Source organism: Prosthecodimorpha hirschii (genome assembly GCF_001305515.1).
GTDB lineage: Bacteria > Pseudomonadota > Alphaproteobacteria > Rhizobiales > Ancalomicrobiaceae > Prosthecodimorpha > Prosthecodimorpha hirschii.
In genome coordinates this window covers 1,375,703-1,394,692 of sequence record NZ_LJYW01000001.1, presented here as the reverse complement: position 1 = coordinate 1,394,692, position 18,990 = coordinate 1,375,703, and the positions used below count along the sequence as shown (strand labels likewise).

The 18,990-nt window shown below is 70.8% G+C and carries 11 protein-coding genes and 1 tRNA gene; 4 read left to right on the top strand and 8 right to left on the bottom strand.

The features are described from left to right. Positions 1 to 181: 181 nt before the first annotated feature. Positions 182 to 1,477: a pilus assembly protein TadG-related protein gene (locus ABB55_RS05950; protein WP_054357992.1), complete on the bottom strand. Its 1,296-nt coding sequence runs from the start codon at positions 1,475 to 1,477 to the stop codon at positions 182 to 184. Between the two features lie 364 nt (positions 1,478 to 1,841). Beyond that, positions 1,842 to 2,009, bottom strand: coding sequence for a Flp family type IVb pilin (locus ABB55_RS28725; RefSeq protein ID WP_083463389.1), 168 nt, complete (start codon positions 2,007 to 2,009; stop codon positions 1,842 to 1,844). 244 nt (positions 2,010 to 2,253) lie between these two features. On the opposite strand from ABB55_RS28725, the gene ABB55_RS05945 reads away from it, so the two are divergent. The 4 genes from ABB55_RS05945 to ABB55_RS05930 all read left to right on the top strand — a co-directional run bounded on the left by ABB55_RS05945 (position 2,254) and on the right by ABB55_RS05930 (position 7,405). Next, positions 2,254 to 3,882, top strand: coding sequence for a long-chain-fatty-acid--CoA ligase (locus tag ABB55_RS05945; protein WP_054357991.1), 1,629 nt, complete (start codon positions 2,254 to 2,256; stop codon positions 3,880 to 3,882). A gap of 291 nt (positions 3,883 to 4,173) precedes the next feature. Next, positions 4,174 to 5,454, top strand: coding sequence for a YjgN family protein (locus tag ABB55_RS05940; protein WP_160321173.1), 1,281 nt, complete (start codon positions 4,174 to 4,176; stop codon positions 5,452 to 5,454). Next, positions 5,454 to 6,542 (top strand): M48 family metallopeptidase, encoded by a 1,089-nt coding sequence (locus ABB55_RS05935; RefSeq protein WP_054357989.1) that lies wholly within the window; start codon positions 5,454 to 5,456, stop codon positions 6,540 to 6,542. Before ABB55_RS05940 ends, ABB55_RS05935 begins: the two co-directional genes overlap by 1 nt. 83 nt (positions 6,543 to 6,625) lie before the next feature. Beyond that, positions 6,626 to 7,405, top strand: a complete 780-nt coding sequence (locus tag ABB55_RS05930) for a DUF1499 domain-containing protein (protein WP_054357988.1) — start codon at positions 6,626 to 6,628, stop codon at positions 7,403 to 7,405. A gap of 40 nt (positions 7,406 to 7,445) precedes the next feature. Here ABB55_RS05930 and ABB55_RS05925 read toward each other — a convergent pair whose 3' ends face one another. From ABB55_RS05925 to ABB55_RS05900, 6 genes are all read right to left on the bottom strand, one after another. Then, positions 7,446 to 8,354 (bottom strand): MBL fold metallo-hydrolase, encoded by a 909-nt coding sequence (locus tag ABB55_RS05925; RefSeq protein ID WP_054357987.1) that lies wholly within the window; start codon positions 8,352 to 8,354, stop codon positions 7,446 to 7,448. A 25-nt stretch (positions 8,355 to 8,379) separates the two neighbouring features. Beyond that, complete coding sequence (locus tag ABB55_RS05920; protein WP_083463387.1) at positions 8,380 to 13,038, bottom strand: hypothetical protein; 4,659 nt, start codon at positions 13,036 to 13,038, stop codon at positions 8,380 to 8,382. A 218-nt stretch (positions 13,039 to 13,256) separates the two neighbouring features. Further along, positions 13,257 to 15,281 carry a 3-methyl-2-oxobutanoate hydroxymethyltransferase gene (locus ABB55_RS31110; protein ID WP_152981937.1) on the bottom strand — a complete coding sequence of 675 codons (2,025 nt, stop codon included), beginning with the start codon at positions 15,279 to 15,281 and terminating at the stop codon, positions 13,257 to 13,259. A gap of 838 nt (positions 15,282 to 16,119) precedes the next feature. Continuing rightward, positions 16,120 to 16,196, bottom strand: a tRNA-Pro gene (locus ABB55_RS05910). A 190-nt stretch (positions 16,197 to 16,386) separates the two neighbouring features. Beyond that, complete coding sequence (locus ABB55_RS05905) at positions 16,387 to 17,088, bottom strand: MT-A70 family methyltransferase (RefSeq protein WP_083464060.1); 702 nt, start codon at positions 17,086 to 17,088, stop codon at positions 16,387 to 16,389. Between the two features lie 102 nt (positions 17,089 to 17,190). Beyond that, the gene (locus tag ABB55_RS05900) at positions 17,191 to 18,507 is read right to left on the bottom strand and encodes an amidase (protein ID WP_054357984.1); all 1,317 of its coding nucleotides are present in this window, start codon (positions 18,505 to 18,507) and stop codon (positions 17,191 to 17,193) included. Positions 18,508 to 18,990: the final 483 nt, after the last annotated feature.

The window sequence follows — 18,990 nt, the reverse complement described above, 5'->3', positions numbered from 1 at the left end:
GCCGGGCCGCCCGTTGCCCCGCGGTCCCACGGCGCGGAAGCGTGGACCATAGCCGATCCGGCCCGGTCCCGGCAGGCCCCCGTTGCCGCCGCGGCCGCCGACATGCCAGCCATACCGTTGCGCGCAGCGGGACATGGGGCGGGCCGAGCCGGCCGCGCAGGCCGGCCGGCAGGGCGGGCGCTCAGGACGAGACGCGGATGCGCAGCAGCTGGGCGGCGATGTCCTGATAGGCGGCCTTCAGGGCGGCATCGTCGGCCACGTCGTAGAAGGCCTTGCGGGTCTTGCCGTTCGGGTCGGTGATGGTCGAGGCGCAATCCTGCAGCAGCGTCTTGGCCCAGCCGCCCGACGCCCCGGAGAGGTCGAAGCCGATCGTGTAGACGACGGTCGTCTCCTTATCCATCGCCTGGCAGGCGGCCAGCGCAGCCCCGGTCGAGACCGCGTTCGGCTCGACCTGGGTCATCTTGCCCTTCGGGCTGTAGGAGGTGTTGTAGAGCCCGTCGGTCATCAGGATGGCGACCTTCTTGACGCCCTTCGTGCCGGTCGCCGAGGCGGCCGCGCCGGTCCAGACATCGCTCCATTTCGACGACAGCAGGTAGCGCGCCCAGATCGTGCCGAGATGGCCGGCCGTGGTGCCGCTGGCCTTCAGGGCGGCGATATCGGCCAGCAGCGTCGCCGCATCGTTGGTCATCGGCCGGACCGCCAGGCTCGGGCAGGCGGCCGAGGCCGCGGTGCCGACCGGCGATACCGCCCCGCTGGCATCCGAGGCGTCGATCTGGCCGGCCGCGTCGTAGCGCTCGGTCACGCAGGCCGCGCTCTTGCCGCCGGTCACCGTCGCGGCATAGCCGCCGGCATTGACCGAGGCCGCGAAGGGCACCAGCCCGATCCGCACGATGTCCTTGGTGCCGCCGCCGGCCGGCAGCATGGTGTTGACGAAATCGGCCGCAGCGGATTTGAGCGAGGTCAGCTTGGCGACCGAGCCGCCCTTCGGCTTGTCGCCCATCGAGCCGGTCGCATCGAGCATCATGGCGATCTCGAACTTCGTCCCGTCGACGACCGAGGAGGACTGCGCGCCGATGTCGAGCTGGTCGATCGCGACCAGCCCCATGAAGGCGGTCGGCATGCGCGCCGAGACCGCAAGCGTGACCGTCTTGGTCTTGGCGTCCGCCGCCAGGGTGAAATCCGAACCGGCGACGGGCGCCGTCAGGGCGGTGCGGACATTGGCGTCGAACATGTCGCGCGCCAGTTTGGTCAGCGTGGTCGTGTCGGTCGTGCCGGTGGAGAGCGCCTTGGCGGCGGCCAGCGCCGCGACATCGAGCGCGCCCTGCAGGTCGGCGCGGGCCGCGACGGCCCGGCCGTAGTCGATCGCAAAGCCGGCCGAGACCATGACCACCGAGGCGACGACGCCGAAGATCGGCGCGATCGCACCGGTCCGGTCGTGCGCCAGCCGGCGGCCGTGATGTGTGATTGAATGGACCATATCCGCAACCCGATCTCTCTCTGGGTCACGGAATAGCAATGCCGGTGCCAGCGCTCGTCGGAGACGGCGCCGGAGCCTGATCGGGACCGCGGCGACATGGCCGGGCCGCGCGCGCGGCAGTCGTCATGGCCCGTCCCGGCCGAGACCGGTCGCTCATCCCCGCAGGGACTGGATCAAGTCCTTGACGCTGTGGAGGTTTCAGAGAGGCGACGGGTATCGGCCCGGCCGGCGACAGATGCGGACGACGGTCGGCCGCTCGCCGACTTTGCCGGGGGCGGTCCGGCCGGCCCGGGGGATCGCCCGCGGACCTGCTCCATTTCGGGACAGGAGACCTGTCCCTCGCCGATGGAGGTCCGGATCGGCCTCAGGCCGTCTTGATTTTGCTTTTGATGAAGTTGAACGAAGTGTTAAGCGTCGTGCCGAGGGCCGTGGCGCCCGCGATAATCGCGATCGCGATCAGCGAGGCGATCAACCCGTATTCGATGGCGGTTGCACCTGATTCGTCACGCAAAAATGCTTTCAGCCGGGACATCGATACACCTCCTCGCGGGTTTGGGTGACCGAACCCTAGGGCTTCAAAGGTTAACGAGACCGGAAACCTGACGGCAGACCGACAGGTTCGTTGTCGGCTGGTTAATTCAAAATGACGTCAAGGTCAGAAAGTCCGGGGTCGGATTCCGACGTATCGCCAGCCACCCGATACCCTCTGGACACGGCCCCGGCGGTTCGCGATTCTCCCCGGCAACGCGGGCAGCAGTCCCGCCCGGAGGAACACCATGTTGGGAACGATGCAGCACTGGCCGCTCCTGTGCAGCAAGGTCATCGACCATGCGGCGGCTCAGCACCCCCATCGCAAGATCGTCAGCCGGTCCTGCGAGGGTCCGATCCACGAGACCAACTATGCCGAACTGCGCGGCCGCGCCCTGAAGGTGGCGCAGCGCCTGGTCGCCGACGGGATCGGCCTCGGCGACCGTTGCGCCACGCTCGCCTGGAACACCTGGCGGCATCTGGAGGTCTGGTACGGCCTGCTCGGCATCGGGGCGGTCTATCACACGGTCAATCCGCGGCTCTTCCCCGACCAGATCGTCTGGATCGTCAACGATGCCGCCGACCGGGTCCTGTTCGTCGACCTGACCTTCGTGCCCCTGGTCGAGAGCCTGATCGCGCGCATGCCGACGATCGAGAAGGTCGTCGTGCTGACCGATGCGGCGCACATGCCGGCGACCACGATCCCGAATGCGGTCGCCTATGAGGACTGGATCGCCGAGGTCGACGGCAATTTCCACTGGCTGGAGTTCGACGAGAACACCGCCGCGGGCATGTGCTACACCTCCGGCACCACCGGCAATCCGAAGGGCGTGGTCTATTCGCACCGCTCCAACGTGCTGCATGCCTGGATGGCCGCGACGCCCGACATGATGGGCCTCGGCGCGGCCGACGTGGTCATGCCGGTCGTGCCGATGTTCCACGCCAATTGCTGGTCGCTCGCCTTCACGGCGCCGCTGACCGGCGCCGGCCTCGTCATGCCCGGCCCGAAGCTCGACGGCGCCTCGATCCACGAATTGACGGAGCGCTTCGGCGTGACCTTCTCGGCCGCGGTGCCGACCGTCTGGCTGATGCTGCTGCAGCATCTGGAGGCGACCGGCTCCAAGCTCGGCAGCCTGCGCCGGGTGGTCATCGGCGGCTCGGCCTGTCCGCGCGCCATCACCGAGAAATTCCTGAAGAACTACAATGTCGAGGTCCGCCATGCCTGGGGCATGACCGAGATGAGTCCGCTCGGCTCGATTTGCACGCCGAAGCCCGAGACGAAACCGGCCGACGACGAGGCCTGGCTCGACCTGCAGATCAAGCAGGGCGTGCCGCCCTTCGGCGTCGAGATGAAGATCACCGACGACGAGAACCGGCCGCTGCCCCACGACGGCAAGGCCTTCGGACGGCTCAAGGTGCGCGGGCCGGCGGTCGCGGCGTCCTATTTCCACGGCGTCGGCATGGAGCATTTCGATTCCGAGCAGTGGTTCGATACCGGCGACGTGGCCACCATCGATCCGCACGGCTACATGCAGATCACCGACCGGGCCAAGGACGTGATCAAGTCCGGCGGCGAGTGGATCTCCTCGATCGACCTCGAAAACCTGGCGGTCGGCCATCCGGACGTGGCCGAGGCGGCGGTGATCGGCGTCGCCCATCCGAAATGGGACGAGCGGCCGCTCCTGATCATCGTGCCGAAGAAGGATCGCGAGCCGACCCGCGAGGCGATCCTCGACTTCATGGCCGGCAAGATCGCCAAATGGTGGATGCCGGACGATGTCGTGGTCGTGCCGGAGATCCCCCATACGGCGACCGGCAAGATCCAGAAGACCGCCCTGCGCGACCGCTTCCGCGACTACCGCCTGCCGACCGCCTGAGGGTTTCCCGCCCGAACCCGGTGCCCGTCCGACGGGATCGAGCGACGGGATCAAGTGACGGGATCAAGCGACGGCATGCAGGCTGGCGTGCCGCCGGCCCCTCGCGGGCGCCCGCCCCTCGCCGTTGCTGGCCCGCTGGCGTGGCGGGTTAGCCGGCCGGCGCCGGGTTGCAGCCGGTGCAGGGCTCGTCCCCGGTCTCGGTTCCTTTACGGGACGTTCACGCTGCGATCATACTCGCCATGGTCGTATGGTGCGGGTGCGGCCATGGCCGCTCGCTGCAGGTGCGTTCCGATGACCGATCTTTCGACCCCACCCCCGGCCTGGACCATGCCGGCGGCGGAAATGTCCGACGCGGCGCCGCCCGGCGGGCAGGGCGTCCGGGCGGCCTTCGACGGCGAGACGCCGGGCCTTTCCGAAATCGCCTTCACGGGCGGGTTCTACACGGTGCTGACGCTCGGCCTCTACCGCTTCTGGTACGCGACCGACCTCCGCCGGCAGCTCTGGCACCGGTCGAGCGTCGGCGGGGCGCCGTTCGAATATGTCGGCACCGTCAAGGAGATCTTCGTCGGCTTCCTGATCATGCTGACCCTGCTGACGCCGATCTATGTGCTTTTCTACCTGTCGGAATTCTACCCCGACGACGACCTCGGCCAATGGGCCGGCATCGGCTTTCTGGTCTCGGTCTTTTTCTTCTCGGGCTTCGCCACCTACCGGGCGCGGCGCTACCGGCTGTCGCGCACGCTGTGGCGCGGCGTCCGCTTCGGCCAGACCGGCTCGGCGGTGGTCTATGCGCTGCGCAATTTCGGCTGGCTGATCCTGTCGGTCGCCACCCTCGGCCTGGCGGTACCGTTCTGGCGGGCGAGCCAGGAGCGCATGCGCATCAACAACACCTGGTACGGCGACCGCCGCTTCGCCTCGACGGCCTCGGGCTGGGCGCTGATGCCGCGCTTCCTGGTCTACCTGCTGCCGGTGCTCGGCCCGCTCGCGGCCGCGAGTGCGAATGTCTTTCTCACCCACCCTTATGATTTCCTGGCGGAGCAGGTGAGCACCCTGCTGGTCGGCGATCAGCCGGATCCCAGCCTCGTCCCCGACCTCAAGAGGGTGACCTGGAGCTTCCTCTGGGCTTGCGTCGGCGCCTTCCTGCTCTGGCCCTTCTACCGGACCGGCGAGCTGCGCCGCTTCATCGGCCGCGTCCAGCTCGGCGAGACCGGTTTCCGCAGCGACCTCACCGCATGGGCGGTCTACAAATCCTATCTCGCCTTGGCGCTGACCTTTGGTTTGACCAGCGTGATCGTGGGATTGCTCCTCTACCTCATGCTGAGCCACCGGGACGGCCGGGTCGACACCCAGGAAACCCGGTACCTCGTCATCACGATCATCGGCTATGCTCTGACCTACTGGCTGTTCGGCGCCTTGCGGCTCGTGATGCTGACGGCGCCGGTCTGGGGCAAGCTGGTCGGCTCGGTCACCGTCGAGGGCATCGAGCATCTCGATACCGTGTCGGCGCGGCGCGACCCGTCCTCGGCGACCGGCGACGACTATGCCGGCGGCTACGACGTGGGAGCCCTCTGATGCGCATCGAAGGCCGCGGCACATTCTACGACGGCCGCAGCAGCCGGCCTGTGCCGGTCGCCTTCGCGCTCGACCTGACCCGCCTGAGCATCACCGACTTGGCCGGCGTTGAACTGGCGTCATGGCCGATGGCCAGCCTGCGGCGGGCCGACGCCGGGGCCGGCCGCGTGCGGATCGCCCGCGAGGGCGAGGATGCGCGGCTCGAGGTCGACGATCCGGTGGCGGCGCGCGCACTGTCCGTCGCGTTGCGGGCGACCCCGGCGGTCGGCAGCGATTGGCGCGGCCTCTTCAAGGTCGCCGGCTGGATGCTGGCGGCGGTCGCCTCGATCGCGGCGCTGCTCTTCATCGGCATTCCGGCGCTTGCCGATCGGATCGCCCCTTTGATCCCGGTCTCGGCCGAACAGAAGATCGGAGAGGCCGCCAAGCCGCAGATCCTGAGCACGCTGTCCGGCGGCAAGACGCCGAAGCTGTGCCGGTCGCAAGACGGCAGCCTCGCGCTGAGGCATCTGACCGAGCCGCTGATCGCTGCCGCCGGCGCGCCGCTGCCGGTCACCGTCGACGTGGTCGACGTGCGCCTGCCCAACGCCTTCGCGCTGCCGGGCGGGTCGGTCATCCTGACCCGCGGCCTGATCGAGAAGGTGGCGAGCCCCGAGGAACTGGCCGGCGTCTTCGCCCACGAACTCGGCCATGTCGTCCATCGAGACGGCATGCGCGGCCTGTTGAAAAGCGCCGGCCTGTCGATCGTCCTCGGTCTGATCATCGGCGACTTCACCGGATCGAGCGTTGCCGTGCTGGTCGGCCGCACGCTGATCGATGCCGGCTATTCGCGCGAGACGGAGGCCATGGCCGACGCCTTCGCGATCGACCTGATGACCCGAATCGGCCGCGATCCGGCTGCGCTCAGCACCGCCCTGGAGGCGATCAGCAAGGAGGGGCCGGAGCTCGACGGCGTCCTGTCCTGGCTCTCCACCCATCCGGTCACGGCGGAGCGCACGCGCATCCTGCGGGCGGCCGGCGGCCGGACCGGCGCGGCGGAGCCGATCCTGGACCCCGCCGGCTGGGCGTCCCTGAAGGCGATCTGTCGTTGATGGCGCGTTGCGGCACCAGAAGGCTCGCCCGCGCGCGACCGGCATGCTATTCGGCCTGACGGCAGGAAGCCGACGGGACCGCCATGCTCTATCGCCCGATCCAGCGCAGGTCTGAGGCCGCCGAATGGGGCCGCCGCTTCGGCGCCCTTTCGCTGCCGGTGCTCGTCCTGACCATCCTCGGCCATCGCTTCTACGGCATGACCACCGAGCATGCCTTCACGCTGGTGGCGGTCTCGGTCGGCTTCGGTCTGCTCGGCATCCTGTTTTCCGTCGTCGGGATCGCGGTGGTCTGGGAGCGCGGGCATCTCGGCGGCAGCAGCGCGGTGCGCGGGCTGATCTACGGGCTGATCGCCCTGGCGCCGGCCGGCTACGGGTTCTGGGGCGTCTACACCTATCCGCGCTTCACCGACATCAGCACCGACATCGCCGACCCGCCGCTCTACCGCAATGCCGCCTTCGTGCGCGTCGGCCGCTTCAACACGGCGCGGCCGCCCGATGCCGAGACGCTGGCGCGCCAGCGTCAGGCCTATCCGGACATCGTCACCCGCCGCTTCACGATCGGCTCGGACCAGCTCTATCTCGCCGCCCGCAAAGTGGTCGAGCGGTTCGGCTGGCAGATCACCGAGGATACGGCGCCCAAGGACGAAACCGACCGCGCCCGAATCGAGGCGGTGGCGCGGACGCTGCTGTTCGGCTTCGCGGACGACGTGATCGTGCGCATCTATTCCGACCCGTCCGGCTCGCGCATCGACCTGCGCTCCTCGTCGCGCTGGGGCGATCACGATCTCGGCGCCAATGCCCGCCGGATCCGCGACTTCTTCACCGAACTCGATGCGGCCGTGGTCGAGGCCTACGGGCAGTAGCCGGCAGGATGCGGCATGCTCCCGGCGCGGGCGCGCGTCGTCAGGCCGGCCGGTAGCGGCCGTCGATGGCCACCGGGCCATCGCAGGCGATCAGGCCGCGGGCGACCAGATCTTCCAGATGCGCCAGCACCGAAAGGCCGGCCGCCCCGTGCAGGTGCGGATCGACCGCCGCATAGATCACCCGGACCATATCCGGAATGGTCGCGTCGCCGGCCGCGACGCGGTCGAGCACGGCCTTTTCGCGACCGAGGCGGTGGGCCTTGAGGTCGGCCAGGAAGGTCCCCGGTTCTCGCACCGGGCCACCGTGGCCGGGCCAGTAGAGGCCGTCCGTGCGCGCCATCATGCGCTCCAGCGAGGCCATGTAGTCCGACATGGCGCCGTCCGGCGGGGCGACGATCGAGGTCGACCAGGCCATGACGTGGTCGCCGGAGAAGACGGCATCCTCCTCCGGCAGCGCGAAGGCGAGATGGTTGGCGCAATGGCCCGGCGTGGCGATCGCCTCCAGCGTCCATCCGTCGCCTTCGATCCGGTCGCCGTCGGCGACGCGCCGGTCGAACCGGAAGGCGTGATCGCCCGAGGCGTCGAGCGGATTGGTCTCGCCGAGCGCCAGGGGACGCGAAGGCCGGTGCGGTCCCTCGGCCAGGATCGGCGCGCCGGTGGCGGCGGCGATCGCCGCGGCGGCCGGCGAATGGTCGCGGTGGGTATGGGTGATGACGATCGCTGCCACGTCGGCGCGGCCGATCGCGGCGAGCAGGCACGTGATGTGGTCGGGGTCGTCCGGACCCGGGTCGATCACCGCCAGCGCCCGTTCGCCGACCAGCCAGCTGTTGGTGCCGGCGAAGGTGAACGGGCCGGGATTGCGCGCCGTGATCCGCCGGATGAGCGGCGAGACGCGCACGGCCTCGCCGTAGCGCGGGTCGAAGTCCTTGTCGAAGCGCGGTCCGGCCATGCTCGTGCCCTCGTCGCCGTCTGGTTCAGCGCCGGTCGTAGTGACGCAGCTTCTGGTCCATCTCGCTGAGGAAGCCCTGAACCTCTTCCCGGTTGATGTTGGCGATGATCCGGATCTCGGTGGTGATCTCGGTCGACAGCCGCTTCATGCTCTCGCGCAGCTGGTTCAGCGTGGAGACGATGACGCGGTCGAGTTCGCCGATGCGGGCATTCTGCGTGTCGAAGAACTGGCGGGCCGAATCGGTCGAACGAGCGATCGCATCGGTGGCCCCCTTGGCCTGATCGGTCGCCGCCGTGATGGTGGCCAGACCGCGGGCGACATAGGACAGCGCGTCGCGGGCCGAGTGCACCGATGCGGTGAGCGGATCGGCCGCGGCCTCGACCGCGGTCGCCATGCGCGACAGGGCGGCCGAGGTGGTCGCGATGGCATCGCCGGCCTTGGCCATCTCGCCGCTCTGGTGGGAGATGGCGCCCGAGGCGCCGTCGAGCCGGCCGGCCAGCTTCTCGACCTCGCCGCCGAACTGGCCGATGGTGTGCGAAAGCTGCCGGCTTGCGGTGTCGGCGGTCTCGGCGATCACCCTCACGCCGGCCGCGATGCCGCCGGTCAGGCTGTCGCCGCTCTTCACGAGCGTCTCGCCCGAACGCCGCACGGCATCCTGGATCTCGTCGCCGGCCTTGCGCAGCAGCTCAGTCAGACCCAGGACCTTGGCCTCCAGATCGGCGGTCGCCTGGCGGCTGAAGGCATCGTTGGTGCGCTGCAGGCCCTCGGCGGTATCGACCAGGCCCTGACGGATGGATTCCAGCGAGCCGATCGTGGTCGCCTCGACGCTGGCCGGGATCTTGCCGAGCATGTCGGACAGGTCGGCGAACCGGTTCCGCATCACGTCGGAGGCCTCGCCGGTCGCTTCCGAGACGGCCGCCGGGATGCGCACCAGCACGGCGTCGAGCGCGTCGAGCTGTTCTTCGATGCTCGCGTTGCGCTTGACCATCAGCTGGTCGAGCCGATCGGCCGCCTCATCCATGCGCACCGCCGCGCGGGCGATGCCGACGCCGAGGGTGCGGTCGATCTCGCGCACCGTGTCGGTCATGGTGCCCATGGCCTGGATCTGATCGCGCAGCGTGCCGGTGAGCGAATCCATCTGGGTGGCGACGGCCGACTTCCAGATCTGGCCGAAGGCATCGGACATGCGGTCCGGCTGGCGGGCGAGATCGGCCGAGGCGATTTCCAGCCGCGAGCCGAGCCGGTCGACCTGGCCGCCGAGCCCTTCGACGGCGGTCGTGATGTGGCCGCCGGCCTCGCGCGAGGTCGCCAGCAGGTGGCTGCCGCAGGTGTCGATCGTCTTGGCGAGCGCGGCGACGCGCTTGTCGAGCTCTTCGGTGGTGCGCTCCATCTCGCGGCGGGTATGGGCATCGATGCCCTCGACCGTCCGTCCGACCGTGCCGGCGATGGTGGCGATGGTCCCGGTCGTCGTCTCGGCGACCACGGCGGGCAGGCTCGCCAGCGTGCTTTCGACCGCCTCGAGCTTCTCGGCCAGCCGCAGGACGTGGCCTTCCACGGTCGCACCGAACTGGCCGGCGCTGCGGTTGAGCTGGTCGCTGGCCCGGTCCATGGCGGTGCCGAAACCGGATTCGGTCCGGCTGACCGCCTCGGTCACGTTGCGGATGGCGGCGATGACGGCGTTGAGGGTTTCGGCGGCGGCATCGGTCTGCGCCGCGAAGGTCCGTCCGGTGGCCGCCGCGCTGTCGGCGATGACACCGACGCCGCTGGTCGCACCCGCCGTGAGCGTGTCGCCCGCCCGGCGCAGTTCCTCGCCGGCGCTGCGGGCCGAGGCGAGGATTTCGCCGGCCGCCGTCTCGAGCAGTCCGGAGAGCGTGCGCACCCGCCCGTCGAGTTCGTTCGCCGAGGCCTCGGCAAAGCCGCGCAGGCCGTCCTGCATGCTTTCGACGGTCCGCGCCAGGCCGAGATCGATGGTCGCCAGCGAGCGGGTCGCGGCGGATTCGACGGTCGCCGGCAGGCTGCCGAGCAGGCGTTCCAGGGGTTCGATACGCTGGGCGATCGAGGCGGCGCCGCTGTCGAGGCGGTCGCTGAACCGGGTCGTCGACATGTCGAGGCGCGCCGAGGCGCCGTCGAGCCAGGAGACGAGATGACCTTGCGCGGTCTTCAGCGTCTGATCGAGCGCGCTGCCGGCCTGGCGCAGATCGGCGCCGGCGGTCTGCGCGGAACCGACCATCTCGGAGGCGGCGGTCTCGATCAGGCCGGCGAGCGTCCGGACCCGTCCGTCGAGTTCGCCGGCGGCCGCATCGGCGAAGCCGCGCAGGCCGGTCTCGATCGCCGCGACGCTGCGGCCGAGGCCGGCATCGATGGTGGCGAAGACCCGGTCCGCCGCGCCGCCGACCGAATCCGGCAGGCGGGCGAGGACATCCTCCAGCGGCGCGAGCCGCGCGGCGATGGCCTCCGAGCCGCCGTCGAGGCGGGTGCCGATCTGCTCGGCCGCCCGTTCGATCCGCAGCGCCGCGGTATCGATGGTGCCGACGAAGCCGTGCTGGGCGCCCTGCAGGCTGCTGCCGAGATCGCTGCCGGCCTGGCGCAGATCGGCGCCGGCGGTGCGCGCCGAGCCGACCATTTCGGAGGCGGCGGCTTCGAGCAGGCTGGCGAGCGTCCGGACCCGTCCGTCGAGTTCGCCGGCGGCCGCATCGGCGAAGCTGCGCAGGCCGGTCTCGATCGTCGCGACGCTGCGGCCGAGGCCGGCGTCGATGGTCGCGAAGACGCGATCCGCCGCGCTGCCGACCGAATCGGGCAGGCGGGCGAGCACGTCTTCGAGCGGCACGAGCCGTGCGGCGATGGCCTCCGAACCGCCGTCGAGGCGGCTGCCGATCTGTTCGGCGGCCAGTTCGATGCGCAGGGCCGCGGTCTCGATGGTGCCGACGAAGTCGCGCTGGGCGCCCTGCAGGCTGCTGCCGAGATCGCTGCCGGCCTGACGCAGATCGGCGCCGGCGGTGCGGGCGGAGCCGACCATCTCGGAGGCGGCGGTTTCGATCAGGCCGGCGAGCGTCCGGACCTGTCCGTCGAGTTCGCCCGCGGCCGCATCGGCGAAGCTGCGCAAGCCGGTCTCGATCGTCGCGACGCTGCGGCCGAGGCCGGCATCGATGGTGGCGAGCGACCGTTCGGCCGCCGCCCCGACCGAATCGGGCAGGCGGGCGAGCACGTCTTCGAGCGGGACGAGGCGCGCCACGATGGCATCCGCACCGCGGTCGAGGCGGGTGCCGACCTGATCGGCGGCCTGGTCAAGCCGCAGCGCGGCGCCGTCGAGCCCGCCGACGAAATTCTGCTGGGCGGCCTGCAGGCCGGCCCCGACCGCCTCGCCGGCCCGGGTCAATTCGCTGCCTGCCGACTTCGCCGAACTGACCAGTTCCGAGGCCGCGGCCTCGAGCAGGGTCGCCAGCGTCCGCACCCGGTTGTCGAGTTCCGCGGTGACGGCCGCCGCGGAATTGCGCAGGCCCATATCGATCGTGCCGACGGCCCGTTCCAGGCCGGACGCGATGTTGGCCAAGGCCCGTTCGGCCGACATCCCGACGGTTTCGGGCAGGCGCTCCAGCACGGCCTCGATCGGCGCCAGACGGCTCGCGAGAGCCTCCGAGCCGCCGTCGAGGCGCGACTGCACGAGCTGGCTCGACTGGTCGAGCCGCCCGGCGGCGCCCTCCAGCGCGGATACGAAGCGGCGCTCGGCATCCGCCAGCGCTGCGGTCTGCGCGCTCAGCGCGGCCACGGAAGCCCGGTTCGCCTCGGCCATGCTGGCCATGTCGGCGCCGAGCGCGGATTTCCAGATCGTCACGAAGCTCTCGCCGGCGCGTTCGGCCATCTCGACGCCGGCCAGCGCGACCGCCGAGCGGGTCTCCGCCAGGGCCGTCGCGATCGGCTCGAAGCGGGCGCCGACGCTCTGGCCGATGCTGGCGCCGATCAGGTCGGGCAGTCGCTCGGTGCGGGCGGCCAGGACGGTTTCGACCTGGGTGCCGATGGCGGCGGCCATCTCGTCGCGCAGGCGCTTCAGCTGGCTGTCGAAGGCATCGGAAGCCCGCAACTGGCGCCGCGCGATCGCTTCCGGCGGAACATGGGTCGAGAAGGCCTGCACGGCCGCAGCCAGGGCGGCGGCTGCGGCTTCGTCGCCGGCCGTGTCGCGTCGCGTCAGGATGGTCAGGACCCCATAGCCGAGCAGACCGCCGAGGGCCGGCACCACGACGGCGAGGCTCGCCGCCGATCCGGCCACCGCGAGACCGGCAAGGCTGATGGCGATGCCGATCGCCGCGACGATCTCGGCGAGCCCCTGGCGGCGGACCGGAAGCCCCGGCGCCCCGGCCGCGAAGACCCGGTAGGGGTCGGCATAGTTGACGATCCGGCCATCCGGCTCGACCTCGAGCGCCGCGCGGTAGCGGCTCCAGGCCGCAGCCCAGGCGGTCGGCGCAAACAGCGATTCGGCACGGTCGAGCCGGTCGGCACCGTCCGGCACCTGCGCGATGCCGCGGCGCAAGGTCTCCAGCGGACGGCGGATCCGCTGGGCGCCGTCGGCCCGGCCGATGGCCGCCGCCGCCCCGGCGATGAGAACGATCGCGGCCAGTCCGGTCAGTGCGAAGCCACGTCCTGCGACAAACTCCGTCGCCATGCCCCAGACTTCGCTACCCGTCGCCATCGCCCGCTCCGCCCCCTGCGGTTCCGTATCCAAACCCCTTCCGGGGACGGACAGTTCATTAACTGATCGACCCGACCCGGGCCACAACGAAGTGGCCGGGAGCCGGTCGCCGGTTGTGTGTTCGGCCGTTGCGGCGCGGCCGGCTCGCCGCGGTCGCCCGCCGCCGGGCGCCGTTTCGTGCCGATTGCATCCTCAAATTGCGGCGTCACGCCTGACCGTCAGCGCGGCGACTGCTTCAGCCGGCCGCGGATCGCACCGAGAAGGCCGGGCTTCTCGCTTTTTGCCGGTCCGGTCCAGGAGATCCGGCTTTGGGTCAGTTCTTCCTCGAAGTCCGCGTCAGGCGACGGCGTCCCGGTCGGGGCCGTCGGCCGGCGGGTGGCGGTCGTCTGCGGCGGCCGGGTCGGGGATGTCGCCCGCGTGGGGGCGGGCGGCACCGGCACCGGCGCCGCGTTGACGGCGTCGAGATCCATGGCGGGCCGCGGATCGGGCGCCATGATCTCGGCGGCGATCGCCTCTTCGTCGATCTCGATCACCGGCCGGCTCTGGCGCATGGTCATGCGCGGCGGGGTCGGTGCCGTCGGGGCGGCCGGCGGGATTGCCCGGGCGAGTGCCGGCGGCGGCGGCGGGGGCGGCGGAACCGGCGCCTTGGCCTCGGCGGGAGCCGGGCGCGGGGTCGGCTCGACCAGCCGGGGACGGGCCGAAGCCGTGCGGCTCGCAGGGGGCTGCAGCGTCGGGGCTGCGCGCGGGGAGGCCGGCGCGGGCGGTCGCGCGGCCGGCGCCTTGGGGGCCGGCGAGGGGGCCCCGGGACCGTGACCGGCCGGCGGCTGCGCGGCCGGGCGCGGCCTCGCCGGCAGCGGGGCCGGGGTCGGCGCCGGCGGCCGGGCCGGACGCACCGGTGCCGCCGGGCGTGCGGCCGCGGACGGCGCCGGCGGTGCGGCGGGCGCCGGAGCCGGCTGTGGCGCCGGTGGCGGCGCGGAAAGGTGGACCGGGAGGGCGGCCGGGAGCCGGCGCACCGGCGTCGGCACGGGCCTGACCGGGGCGTTTTCGGGCGCCAGCGGGCGAATCTGCTCGATCGCTTCGGGCTCGATGGGCTCGACGGGCGGCGGTGCGGCCGGACGGCGGGCCGGTGTCGGCCTGACCAGGGCGTTTTCGGGCGCCAGCGGGCGAATCTGCTCGATCGCCTCGGGCTCAATGGGCTCAATGGGCTCGACGGGCGGCGGTGCGGCCGGGCGGCGGGCCGGAGCCGGCGGCGTCGGCCGGGCTTCGGCGGTCGGACGCGGCGCGACCGGTTCGGGCACGGGCGCGACCGGCTTGGGCGGCAGCTTGATCGATCCGGCCGCCGCCGGGGCGGTAGCGGTGGGGCGGATGCCGTTGGCGCCGATACCGTTGGCGCCGGTACCGTTGGCGCCGCTGCCGGTCGGGGCATAGCCGGTTGGGGTAGTGCCGCTTGGGCCGCTGCCAGTCGGGGCGTAGCCGGTCGGGGCGTAGCCGGTCTCGATCGGCGCCGTATTGCGGGTTTCGACCAGCCGCACCGCCGGGCTGCGCGCGCGGTTCGAACTGCGCACGTTGGTCAGCATCGACATGAAGTCGAGATCGGTCAGGAACTGACCGTCGCAGACCGACGCCGACTCGTCGCCGATCACCGGCACGCCGACCGTGCGGGCCAGTTCTTCGGCCAGACTGTCCTCGGACCCGGTCGCCAGGACGGCGAAGGACCCGGCGCTGGCCGCGGCCTGCGCGTTGTGGGCGACCTGAAGGCGACGCCAATCCGGATCGTCGGAGTCGCTGACATGCGAGCGCCGCGGGGTGCCGATTTCGGTCAGGCCGAGCACCGGAATGCCGCTATCGGCGAGCAGCCGGATGATCTCGATGGTCTCGACCTCGATCGCCAGCGCAATCCCGGCGCAGCCGACGGATTCGATCAGATATTCGGCATCCTGCAGGGCGCGGTCGGGCGTGTCTTCGCAACATTTGGCCGGCAGTTCGACCACCACGGCGGCCCGGCGCGACGCCCGCATCACCGCCTGTCCATGCGCCACCATCAGGTCGAGCGAGACATCCATCGGCCGGTCGATGCCATGGATCGTGGCGACGAGCCCGCAATCCACCAGCAGCATGTCGACATAGGAATCGATGATCCGTGCGAACGGCGCCGTCGACGCCCCGGCGGCGACGATTCGACGCCGCCCCTTGCGATCCGTCAATTCGCCGAGCGCGTTTCGACCATCCGCCGGGTTACGCATGACCAATCGGTATATCCTGGCCGTGGCTACTTGGACCTATCCGCCTGCCTCGATCGGCATTGGGACGCGTCGCCGGACCGAACCGGGCCAGCGACTGGGAAGCTACTGCATCGGCTGGCAAAAGAAAAGCGCCCAACACCCGTTGCATAGCTCGGCAAGGAAAGTCTGCACCCACGGTAGGGCAAATCCCCGGCATCCTGTCCGCAAGAAATTCCCGGCGCCCCATCTGCCTGACGTCTTTCTTCCCGTACGGGACTCGGCCGTGAACGGGGCGTCAAAGCCCGGCGGATCGGCGTGATCGGTGTCGACGCCGGCCGGCATACCTGCCGTCCGCAAGAGTCCGCGATCGATTTCGCTTGTCCGCACGGCGGCGGGGACCGTCGAAAACTATCGGCGAATTGCATACAGATTATCTCAACTTTACGTCCGCCAGTCCTTCGGCGGCCCGACTCCGGCCACCCGCTGTCGCAAGCGCTCGATCTTCGGCGAAAGTCGCAGCGCGCGGGCCGCATTGTCCACCGGTTGTTGGGCCCGAAGACCGGCGCGGACGAGTCGACATCGACCGAATCGGTCCAGCGGGCCGGATTGTCGGCGCGAGGCCGGTCGTCGGCGCGAGGCCGGTCGTCGGGGCGGAGGGTGGTGGGGGCGTGGAGGGGGATCGGAAAAGTCCGATCGGCCGGCGCTCCGGCGGCCTTCAACAGGCGCAGGCGGGCCGCAGCGGCGGTGCCGTCGGCATCAGCCGGCCGGTTCGAGCCGGTGGCCGGCTTCGGCGATCGATCGCGCCAGATATCTCAACGTTCGTCTGAGAAGGCTCCCTCGGGAAAGGAGCGGAAGCGATTGGTCGGAGTGGAGTGATTCGAACACTCGACCCCCTCGTCCCGAACGAGGTGCGCTACCAGGCTGCGCTACACTCCGCCGTCGCTTGCGGGGCGGTTTATAGCGACGCGACTCCGACCCTGCAAGCGGTATTCTGCACCTTTTCCACGATCGTTTTGCATGGCTGTGACAAGCGGTCCCGCGCCGCCATGCGTCAGTCGCCGGCTCGGCGCCGAAACGCGGCGCTTTCCGCCATGCGCAGACGCCGCCGTGCCCGCCGCCCGCGCGTTCAGAGCCGATCGGCGGCGGAATGGTTGGCGTAGGTCTCCCAGGTCGGAGCATAGCCGTCATCGGCCTGGTTGCCCCAGACGGTCCAGCCGGGGCGCGTCCCGCGGCTGAAGAGCTCGAGGCGGGGACCGGGCGAGCAGGCTTCGATCAGCGCATATTGCTCGTCGGGCTTGCGCGAATGCTCGCGCTTGCGGGTGCCGAGATAGTTGATCTGGGAGCGCCCCGGCGCCAGGGTCCGCGCCTGCCGGCCGCGCACGCCGAACAGGATCAGCTCGGTCACGTTGCGGAAGTAGAAGCCGACGCCGCGCCCGTCGGACCCGCCGTCCTTGCGCAGCTTGTGCCAGACCAGATTGGTCTTGTAGGCAAAGCCCCATGCGCGCATGACCGCGAGCCCCTCGGGCAGCAGCGCATTGGGCACCCAGAGATAGAGATGCGCGGTTTCGGCCGCGGCTGCCGCGACCGGCAGCGCCATGATCGCGTCCAGGCTCATCGTGCCGTAGCGCGACAGCCGTCGGTGCTCCGGCGCGACCTTGCCGGTCCGGTTCTCGAACTGCCAGGGCGGATCGGCCAGGATGGTGGCGAAGCGCCGCCCGGCCACGCAGGCCGCCAGATCCGCGCCCGCATCGGCCGGTGCCGGCGGATCGCAAGACGGCGCGTCACCGGGCGTCGCATCAATGGGAGCGTTGTCGGAAGGGGCGGGCATCGGCATCCGAATCGGGGACGGCGCCGAATCGCACCGTCTCCCCAGTCTATGCGCTCTTCCGATGCCGCGGGATCGGCGCGCGCCGCGGCCGCGCCGGCCCGGTCAGGCGGTGCGCGGCGACGGCTGCAGCACGGGCTCCAGGGCCGCCGCCAGCGCCATCAGGTCGTGGTCGCGGCCGCGCCGGCCGACCACCATCAGGCCGACCGGGAGCGGCTGGCCGATCTCGATCGGCAGCGAATAGGCCGGCAGGTCGAACAGGTTGAAGATCGCGGTGTTGCGCAGGGCCGTGAGGTTGGCGCGGGTGAAGGCCGCGTCGTCGTCGACGAGATCGGCGATCACCGGCGCGACCGCCGGCACCGTCGGGGCGATCACCGCGTCGAAGGGCGCGAAGGCCGCGTCGACGGCGGCCTTGGCGGCTTCGCGGGCGCGAATCATGCCGACATAGGTCGCCCCGGAGGCCTGCGCGCCCTTCTCGATCCGGGCCAGCACCCGCGGATCGAAATCGCCGGCCCGGTCGCGCAGATTGTCGCGATGGATATGGGCTGCCTCGATCGCCGTGATGGTCACGTCCTTCTGGATGGCGAGCGGCAGGGTGACGACCGCGTCGAGATCGACCTCGAACAGGCGGATGCCGGCCTTGGCCAGAAGGCCGAGCGCGGCCTCGACGGCCGGCCCGACGATGCCGTCGAGATCCGAATAGAGAAAGCCGCGCGGCACGGCGAGACGCAGGCCGTCGGCGGCGACCGGTGCGGATGGGGGCGCAGCCACGCCGCTGAGGACCGCGTCGGCCGCGACCGTATCGGCGACCCGGCGCGCGATCGGCCCGATCGTGTCGAGCGTGTAGGAGAGCGGGAAGGCGCCCTCCGTCGGCACCCGGCCGCCGCCCGGCTTGAACCCGACCAGGCCGTTGAAGGCCGAGGGGATGCGGATCGAGCCGCCGGTGTCCGAGCCGATCGCGATGTCGGCCCAGCCCCGGCCGACCGAGACGGCGGCCCCGGAAGACGAACCGCCGGGCACGCGGGTCGGGTCGGCGGCATTGCCGGGCGTTCCGGTATGGGGGTTGATGCCGATGCCCGAATAGGCGAACTCGCTCATCGTGGTCCGGCCGACGATGACGGCGCCGGCGGCGCGCAGCCGGCGCACCACGGGCGCATCGGACTTGGCCGGCGGCAGGTCGCGGTTGATGCGCGAACCGGCCGTGGTGACCTCGCCGGCCTCGTCGAGCAGGTCCTTGATCGAGACCAGTGCGCCGTCGAGCGCGCCGAGCGAGAGGCCGAGCCGGGCCCGGGCATCGGCGGCGTCGGCCGCGGCGCGCGCCGCTTCCGTGTGGACCTTGGCCATCACGGTCGACGCCGCGGCACCGCTGCCGGCGATCGCGTCGAGTGCGGCTTCCAGGCGGTCGCGAACCTTCGTCGGCATCGATGTCTCCCTCGGATTGGCGCAGGACCATCGGGGAGCGCGCGCGGACGGTCAAGCGCCCCCCGTCCGCCCCCTCGTCGCCGGCGCCGGGCGGCGTGCCGCGGTCGGACCGGCAAGCGATGCGGTCCTTGGTCCCCGTCGCCGACCGCCTCCCATAGGCAATATTGCAGTGCAACATGTCGCTGGATGCGATGCAGCACGATACGATGCGCCGCAGCAAAGAGAAGCCGTCGAATATCTGCGATGAACGATGTGTTAAAATCGCAGATCTTCTGCCTAACGTCGCGCGCTCATCGCATGACAAGACGGTGCGACCGATTCCCGCTGCCTGAGAAATAGCCTGTCTGCCTCTGCGTGATCCCTACTTACGTCGCATTGAGGGTGGCGGAGGCCCCGAAGTAAGGTCCTGTCACTGCGACCTCCGATTTTCGCGCGAGCTGCTTCAAGAAGGCGGCCCGGGGTTGCTGTTTTCGACGAGGGGAA

Excerpts from the sequence above, each read along its gene's own strand:
- ABB55_RS05950 (WP_054357992.1), bottom strand. The coding sequence starts at position 1,477 with ATGGTCCATTCAATCACACATCACGGCCGCCGGCTGGCGCACGACCGG.
- ABB55_RS28725 (WP_083463389.1), bottom strand. The coding sequence starts at position 2,009 with ATGTCCCGGCTGAAAGCATTTTTGCGTGACGAATCAGGTGCAACCGCC.
- ABB55_RS05945 (WP_054357991.1), top strand. The coding sequence starts at position 2,254 with ATGTTGGGAACGATGCAGCACTGGCCGCTCCTGTGCAGCAAGGTCATC.
- ABB55_RS05940 (WP_160321173.1), top strand. The coding sequence starts at position 4,174 with ATGACCGATCTTTCGACCCCACCCCCGGCCTGGACCATGCCGGCGGCG.
- ABB55_RS05935 (WP_054357989.1), top strand. The coding sequence starts at position 5,454 with ATGCGCATCGAAGGCCGCGGCACATTCTACGACGGCCGCAGCAGCCGG.
- ABB55_RS05930 (WP_054357988.1), top strand. The coding sequence starts at position 6,626 with ATGCTCTATCGCCCGATCCAGCGCAGGTCTGAGGCCGCCGAATGGGGC.
- ABB55_RS05925 (WP_054357987.1), bottom strand. The coding sequence starts at position 8,354 with ATGGCCGGACCGCGCTTCGACAAGGACTTCGACCCGCGCTACGGCGAG.
- ABB55_RS05920 (WP_083463387.1), bottom strand. The coding sequence starts at position 13,038 with ATGGCGACGGGTAGCGAAGTCTGGGGCATGGCGACGGAGTTTGTCGCA.
- ABB55_RS31110 (WP_152981937.1), bottom strand. The coding sequence starts at position 15,281 with ATGCGTAACCCGGCGGATGGTCGAAACGCGCTCGGCGAATTGACGGAT.
- ABB55_RS05905 (WP_083464060.1), bottom strand. The coding sequence starts at position 17,088 with ATGCCCGCCCCTTCCGACAACGCTCCCATTGATGCGACGCCCGGTGAC.
- ABB55_RS05900 (WP_054357984.1), bottom strand. The coding sequence starts at position 18,507 with ATGCCGACGAAGGTTCGCGACCGCCTGGAAGCCGCACTCGACGCGATC.